A 6667-nucleotide genomic window follows, 5' to 3' on the forward strand; every position below is an offset into this window, starting at 1 on the left:
CTTTGCGATCAAAATAACACTTTTAAATCTTTCAATCTGATTAGATTAGGTTGCCGTTTGGTAATAAAACAATAAATCCTGAAGGAGAGAACAATGATAGAAACCATTACTCATGGTGCAGAGTGGTTTATCGGGCTGTTCCAAAAGGGCGGAGAGGTGTTTACCGGGATGGTGACCGGCATTCTTCCGCTGTTGATTAGCCTGCTGGTTATCATGAACGCACTGATTAATTTTATCGGTCAGCATCGTATTGAACGTTTTGCTCAACGTTGCGCCGGTAACCCTGTTTCCCGTTACCTACTGTTACCGTGCATTGGCACGTTTGTCTTTTGCAATCCGATGACCCTAAGCCTGGGTCGCTTTATGCCGGAAAAGTACAAACCCAGCTACTACGCGGCGGCCTCTTATAGCTGCCACTCAATGAATGGCCTCTTCCCCCATATCAACCCTGGCGAACTGTTTGTTTATCTTGGCATTGCCAGCGGTCTGACAACGCTGAACCTGCCACTTGGCCCACTGGCGGTAAGTTATCTGCTGGTTGGTCTGGTCACCAATTTCTTCCGCGGCTGGGTGACCGATCTGACCACCGCCATTTTTGAGAAAAAGATGGGCATTCAACTTGAACAAAAAGTTCACCTGGCAGGAGCAACATCATGACGCATATTCGGATCGAAAAAGGAACGGGTGGCTGGGGCGGCCCGCTTGAGCTGAAAGCCACGCCGGGAAAAAAAATCGTCTATATCACCGCCGGTACCCGGCCTGCGATTGTTGACAAACTGGCACAGCTTACTGGCTGGCAGGCTATTGACGGATTTAAAGAAGGTGAACCCGCGGAGGCGGAAATTGGTGTCGCGGTAATCGACTGTGGCGGCACATTACGCTGCGGCATCTATCCGAAACGACGTATTCCCACCATTAATATCCACTCGACGGGCAAGTCCGGTCCGCTGGCGCAGTACATTGTGGAAGATATTTATGTCTCTGGCGTAAAAGAAGAAAACATCACTGTAGTGGGTGATGCGACACCACAACCCTCTTCCGTGGGCCGTGACTATGACACCAGTAAGAAAATCACCGAACAAAGCGATGGTTTACTGGCGAAGGTGGGAATGGGCATGGGGTCCGCCGTTGCGGTGCTGTTTCAATCTGGTCGTGACACCATCGACACTGTATTAAAAACCATTCTGCCGTTTATGGCATTCGTCTCGGCGCTCATTGGCATCATTATGGCTTCTGGCCTTGGTGACTGGATTGCCCACGGTCTTGCTCCGCTGGCGAGCCATCCACTGGGTCTGGTCATGCTGGCGCTCATCTGCTCCTTCCCACTGCTTTCACCTTTCCTCGGCCCAGGCGCAGTTATCGCACAGGTTATCGGCGTATTGATTGGCGTGCAGATTGGTCTCGGCAATATTCCGCCGCATCTGGCTTTACCTGCACTGTTTGCCATCAACGCGCAGGCGGCCTGCGACTTCATCCCGGTCGGTTTGTCGCTGGCGGAAGCTCGTCAGGACACGGTTCGCGTCGGTGTCCCTTCTGTACTGGTGAGCCGCTTTTTAACCGGCGCGCCGACTGTACTGATCGCCTGGTTTGTCTCCGGTTTTATCTATCAATAGAGGCTGAAACATGACCGTTATTTATCAGACCACCATCACCCGTATCGGCGCGAGTGCCACTGACGCCCTCAGCGACCAGATGCTCATCACCTTTCGTGAAGGCGCGCCAGCGGACCTCGAAGAGTATTGCTTCATTCATTGCCACGGCGAGTTGAAAGGTGCACTCCATCCCGGTTTGCAATTTTCACTCGGGCAGCATCGCTATCCGGTGACCGCTGTTGGCAGCGTGGCGGAAGACAACCTTCGCGAACTGGGTCATGTCACCCTGCGCTTCGATGGTTTAAACGAAGCGGAATTTCCGGGCACTGTCCATGTGGCAGGCCCTGTACCCGACGATATCGCGCCGGGATCGGTTTTGAAGTTTGAATCTGTTAAGGAGTAAAAAATGAATCAGGTTGCCGTTGTCATCGGTGGTGGGCAAACCTTAGGCGCGTTCCTGTGCCACGGTCTGGCTGCCGAGGGGTATCGCGTCGCGGTTGTCGATATTCAGAGCGACAAAGCCGCAAATGTGGCACAAGAAATTAACGCCGAATATGGTGAAGGTATGGCGTACGGTTTTGGTGCTGACGCCACCAGCGAGCAAAGCGTTCTGGCGCTCTCTCGTGGGGTAGATGAAATCTTTGGTCGCGTGGATTTGCTGGTCTATAGCGCCGGAATAGCAAAAGCAGCCTTTATCAGCGACTTCCAGCTCGGCGATTTTGACCGTTCGCTACAAGTGAATCTGGTGGGTTATTTCCTGTGTGCCCGTGAATTTTCGCGTTTGATGATCCGCGACGGGATTCAGGGTCGCATTATTCAGATCAACTCGAAATCCGGCAAAGTGGGTAGCAAACACAACTCTGGCTACAGCGCAGCGAAATTTGGTGGCGTCGGGCTGACTCAATCACTGGCGCTGGATCTGGCGGAGTACGGCATTACGGTGCATTCACTGATGCTCGGTAACCTGCTGAAATCGCCGATGTTCCAGTCACTGTTGCCACAATACGCGACCAAGCTGGGTATCAAACCGGATCAAGTCGAGCAGTATTACATCGACAAAGTACCGCTCAAACGCGGCTGCGATTATCAAGATGTGCTGAATATGCTGCTGTTCTACGCCAGTCCTAAGGCGTCGTACTGCACCGGACAGTCGATCAATGTCACCGGCGGTCAGGTGATGTTCTGATCAACAGCGGAGATCCGTTAAGGATCTCCGTGAGACTATAGAATGCCTGATGCGCTACGCTCATCAGGCATACAGGACTTCCGCCACTACATTAAGGAAAAGTTATGGTATCCGCACTCATCACCGTCGCCGTTATCGCCTGGTGTGCGCAACTGGCCTTAGGCGGCTGGCAAATTTCTCGTTTTAACCGTGCCTTCGACACACTATGCCAGCAAGGGCGGGTCGGCGTGGGCCGTTCCAGCGGGCGCTTTAAACCGCGGGTCGTGGTCGCCATCGCCCTGGACGATCAGCAGCGCATCGTCGACACCTTGTTTATGAAAGGACTGACCGTCTTCGCCCGACCGCAAAAAATTCCCGCAATTACCGGTATGCATGCGGGTGATTTACAGCCCGATGTGATCTTTCCCCATGATCCACTATCACAGAATGCTCTATCATTGGCGCTTAAACTGAAACGTGGATAATTTCGTTGTGAATGTTACTTGCTTGCGAAGTTATCATTTTGAAACCTAAATCAGGTAATCACGCCCATGAAACCTCGTCAGCGTCAGGCCGCCATTCTGGAGTATCTGCAAAAGCAGGGTAAATGCTCGGTTGAAGAATTGGCGCAATACTTTGACACCACAGGCACAACCATTCGCAAAGATCTGGTCATTCTGGAACATGCCGGAACCGTCATTCGTACTTATGGCGGAGTGGTGTTGAATAAAGAGGAATCCGATCCGCCTATCGATCATAAAACGCTCATCAACACCCACAAGAAAGAGCTGATTGCAGAAGCTGCCGTTAGTTTTATTCATGATGGCGACTCAATAATTCTTGATGCTGGCAGTACCGTTTTGCAGATGGTCCCCCTGCTCTCGCGCTTTAATAACATCACGGTGATGACCAACAGTCTGCATATCGTCAATGCGCTATCTGAACTGGATAACGAACAAACCATCCTGATGCCAGGCGGAACATTTCGCAAAAAATCGGCCTCATTTCACGGGCAACTGGCAGAGAATGCCTTCGAGCATTTCACCTTCGACAAATTATTCATGGGTACTGACGGCATCGATCTCAATGCGGGCGTAACCACCTTCAACGAGGTCTATACCGTCAGTAAGGCAATGTGCAATGCCGCGCGCGAAGTGATTTTAATGGCGGACTCATCAAAGTTTGGCCGTAAAAGCCCCAACGTAGTTTGCAGTCTTGAAAGCGTCGATAAGCTGATTACCGACGCAGGTATCGATCCGGCGTTTCGTCAGGCGCTGGAAGAGAAAGGGATCGATGTGATCATAACCGGAGAGAGCAATGAGTGAAGCACTACTGAACGCGGGACGTCAGACGTTAATGCTGGAGTTGCAGGAAGCAAGCCGTTTACCGGAACGTCTGGGCGATGATTTTGTTCGCGCCGCCAATATCATCCTGCACTGCGAAGGCAAAGTGGTGGTTTCGGGAATTGGCAAATCGGGCCACATTGGTAAGAAAATCGCCGCAACACTTGCCAGTACCGGCACACCGGCTTTTTTTGTCCATCCGGCAGAAGCACTGCACGGCGATCTGGGGATGATTGAAAGCCGCGATGTGATGCTGTTTATCTCTTACTCCGGTGGCGCGAAGGAACTGGATCTGATTATTCCGCGTCTGGAAGATAAATCTATCGCGCTGCTGGCGATGACCGGCAAACCGACGTCACCGCTGGGCCTGGCGGCAAAAGCGGTGCTGGATATCTCCGTAGAACGCGAAGCCTGCCCGATGCACCTTGCGCCGACCTCCAGCACCGTCAATACCCTGATGATGGGTGACGCGCTGGCGATGGCGGTCATGCAGGCGCGCGGTTTTAATGAAGAAGATTTTGCCCGCTCCCACCCAGCTGGGGCACTGGGCGCTCGCTTGCTGAATAAAGTGCATCATCTGATGCGCCGTGATGACGCTATCCCGCAGGTAGCGTTAGCCGCCAGCGTGATGGATGCGATGCTGGAGCTCAGCCGCACCGGTCTGGGGCTGGTGGCGGTATGTGACGCTCAACAACAGGTACAAGGCGTCTTTACCGACGGCGATTTACGTCGCTGGCTGGTTGGCGGCGGCGCACTCACCACGCCAGTTAATGAAGCGATGACGACAGGCGGCACCACATTACAGGCGCAAAGCCGTGCCATCGACGCCAAAGAGATCCTGATGAAGCGCAAAATCACTGCCGCACCGGTGGTAGATGAAAACGGCAAACTCACCGGCGCAATTAACTTGCAGGATTTCTATCAGGCCGGGATTATTTAATCCTTCAATCCCAGACGTTTCGCCAGCCGATGCAGGTTGGCGACGTCAGTTTCCAGCATTCGCGCGCAGGCAGCCCAGTTGTGATGATTTTGTGCCAGTGCCTGGCGAATGGTTTCACGCTGGAACGCTTCTGTCGCTTCACGCAGATTTTGCTTAACAACGGGCACCGCTGCCGCTTCTGGCGGCGGCAACGTCACCTCAGGAAAAGCAAAATGTTGCGCCTCAAGAATCACTTCATCGCCGCTGCGAGTGGCTCTCGACAGTACTACCGCCCGATGAATAGCATGTTCCAGTTCGCGCACGTTCCCCGGAAAACTGTAGTGTTGCAGTAAATTTCGCGCCCCGGCACTTAATACCACGCGGGAGAGCCCCAGCCGCAAACGACACTGCTCGCAGAAATACCCCGCCAGCAGAATGACATCATCGCCCCGCTCACGCAGCGGCGGCACCGAAAGTGGAAACACGCTCAGGCGATGAAACAAGTCAGCGCGAAATCGCCCTGCCAGTACCTCTTCGCGTAAGTCGCGGTTAGTCGCCGCCAGCACGCGCACATCGACCCGCAAACTGCGGTCATCGCCAACGCGCTGAATATCGCCATACTGCAACACTCGCAGCAACTTGGCCTGCAAAGCCAACGACAACTCGCCGATCTCATCGAGAAACAGTGTGCCGTTATCCGCCATTTCAAACTTCCCGCTGCGGTTACTGATAGCGCCAGTAAACGCCCCTTTCACATGCCCGAACAGTTCACTTTCCGCCACACTTTCCGGCAGTGCGGCACAGTTGAGATAGATCAGCGGATTCACCGCCCGTGGCGAGGCTTCATGAATCGCTTTCGCCACCAGCTCCTTACCGGTTCCCGTCTCACCGCTGATTAAGACGTTGAGATCGGACGCCGCCACAATCTCAATCTCTTTTTTCAATTGCGTCATGCCTGGCGATAAGCCAATCATCTGCGTCTGTTTCACCGCTTCAAACGGCGCGGCATCGCCCGGCAGCATATTCTGGCTTTCCAGTTGCTCAATCAGCAACGCATTGCTTAACGCTCCCGCCGCCAGCGCAGCAATCAGCCGTAACTCTTCATCGCTGAAAACATCGAACTGATCGGGCTGCATCCCGTCGAGCGTCAATGCGCCAATCAGGTTTTGCCCGGCAAACAATGGCAGACCAACGCAGGCGTGAACCTTCAGACTCTCCTGCCCAGGAATCAAACCGTCATAGGGATCGGGCAATTCGCTGTCTGCAGGAAAGCGCACCACGTCCCCGGCGCGGGCAATCGCTTCAAGCCGTGGATGCCCTTCCAGCGCAAAGCGTCTACCGAGTACATCCTTTGCCAGACCGTCGATGGCAAGCGGAATAAACTGCCGCGAATCGTAACGTAGCAACGCAGACGCATCGCACTCCAGCACCTGACGTAGCGTGGTGATCAGGCGCTGAAAACGATCCTGATGACCAATCCCACGCTGCAATTCGATGGCGATATTCGCCAGCACATCAACGGAAAAACTCATCTTTGCCTCACTGTCAATTTGACTATAGATATTGTCATATCGACCATTTGATTGATAGTCATTTTGACTACTCATTAATGAGCATACTTTTATTTATATAGTAAAAACAATCAGAT

Annotated in this window: 8 protein-coding genes; 7 read left to right on the top strand and 1 reads right to left on the bottom strand. The window is 53.2% G+C overall.

Features of this window, described 5'->3' with window-relative positions; genetic code table 11:
- Window positions 1-93 precede the first annotated feature (93 nt).
- The 7 genes from srlA (at window position 94) to gutQ (ending at window position 5040) form a co-directional block, all read left to right on the top strand.
- Window positions 94-657: a PTS glucitol/sorbitol transporter subunit IIC gene (gene srlA, locus E0D98_RS20270; RefSeq protein WP_000573321.1), complete on the top strand. Its 564-nt coding sequence runs from the start codon at window positions 94-96 to the stop codon at window positions 655-657.
- Window positions 654-1613 carry a PTS glucitol/sorbitol transporter subunit IIB gene (gene srlE / locus E0D98_RS20275; RefSeq protein WP_000148875.1) on the top strand — a complete coding sequence of 320 codons (960 nt, stop codon included), beginning with the start codon at window positions 654-656 and terminating at the stop codon, window positions 1611-1613. Before srlA ends, srlE begins: the two co-directional genes overlap by 4 nt.
- Before the next feature lie 10 nt (window positions 1614-1623).
- Entirely contained in the window at window positions 1624-1995 is a 372-nt protein-coding gene (srlB, locus tag E0D98_RS20280) for a PTS glucitol/sorbitol transporter subunit IIA (RefSeq protein WP_000216201.1), read from the top strand.
- A 3-nt stretch (window positions 1996-1998) separates the two neighbouring features.
- Window positions 1999-2778: a sorbitol-6-phosphate dehydrogenase gene (srlD, locus tag E0D98_RS20285; protein WP_001077342.1), complete on the top strand. Its 780-nt coding sequence runs from the start codon at window positions 1999-2001 to the stop codon at window positions 2776-2778.
- A gap of 104 nt (window positions 2779-2882) precedes the next feature.
- Entirely contained in the window at window positions 2883-3242 is a 360-nt protein-coding gene (gutM, locus tag E0D98_RS20290) for a transcriptional regulator GutM (protein WP_000252908.1), read from the top strand.
- A 66-nt stretch (window positions 3243-3308) separates the two neighbouring features.
- Complete coding sequence (srlR, locus tag E0D98_RS20295; RefSeq protein ID WP_000804550.1) at window positions 3309-4082, top strand: glucitol operon DNA-binding transcriptional repressor SrlR; 774 nt, start codon at window positions 3309-3311, stop codon at window positions 4080-4082.
- The gene (gutQ, locus tag E0D98_RS20300; RefSeq protein ID WP_001287410.1) at window positions 4075-5040 is read left to right on the top strand and encodes an arabinose-5-phosphate isomerase GutQ; all 966 of its coding nucleotides are present in this window, start codon (window positions 4075-4077) and stop codon (window positions 5038-5040) included. Before srlR ends, gutQ begins: the two co-directional genes overlap by 8 nt.
- On the opposite strand, the gene norR is transcribed toward gutQ, so the two are convergent.
- Window positions 5037-6551, bottom strand: coding sequence for a nitric oxide reductase transcriptional regulator NorR (gene norR, locus E0D98_RS20305; protein WP_000010720.1), 1515 nt, complete (start codon window positions 6549-6551; stop codon window positions 5037-5039). The genes gutQ and norR overlap by 4 nt on opposite strands.
- Window positions 6552-6667 lie beyond the last annotated feature (116 nt).

The sequence above is a fragment of the Escherichia sp. KCJ4928 genome (genome assembly GCF_004352695.1).
Lineage (GTDB): Bacteria > Pseudomonadota > Gammaproteobacteria > Enterobacterales > Enterobacteriaceae > ECMA0423.

Bases quoted from the DNA above. Each gene is read 5' to 3' on its own strand.
- srlE (WP_000148875.1), top strand. From the start codon at position 654: ATGACGCATATTCGGATCGAAAAAGGAACGGGTGGCTGGGGCGGCCCG.
- norR (WP_000010720.1), bottom strand. From the start codon at position 6,551: ATGAGTTTTTCCGTTGATGTGCTGGCGAATATCGCCATCGAATTGCAG.
- srlR (WP_000804550.1), top strand. From the start codon at position 3,309: ATGAAACCTCGTCAGCGTCAGGCCGCCATTCTGGAGTATCTGCAAAAG.
- srlA (WP_000573321.1), top strand. From the start codon at position 94: ATGATAGAAACCATTACTCATGGTGCAGAGTGGTTTATCGGGCTGTTC.
- srlD (WP_001077342.1), top strand. From the start codon at position 1,999: ATGAATCAGGTTGCCGTTGTCATCGGTGGTGGGCAAACCTTAGGCGCG.
- srlB (WP_000216201.1), top strand. From the start codon at position 1,624: ATGACCGTTATTTATCAGACCACCATCACCCGTATCGGCGCGAGTGCC.
- gutM (WP_000252908.1), top strand. From the start codon at position 2,883: ATGGTATCCGCACTCATCACCGTCGCCGTTATCGCCTGGTGTGCGCAA.
- gutQ (WP_001287410.1), top strand. From the start codon at position 4,075: ATGAGTGAAGCACTACTGAACGCGGGACGTCAGACGTTAATGCTGGAG.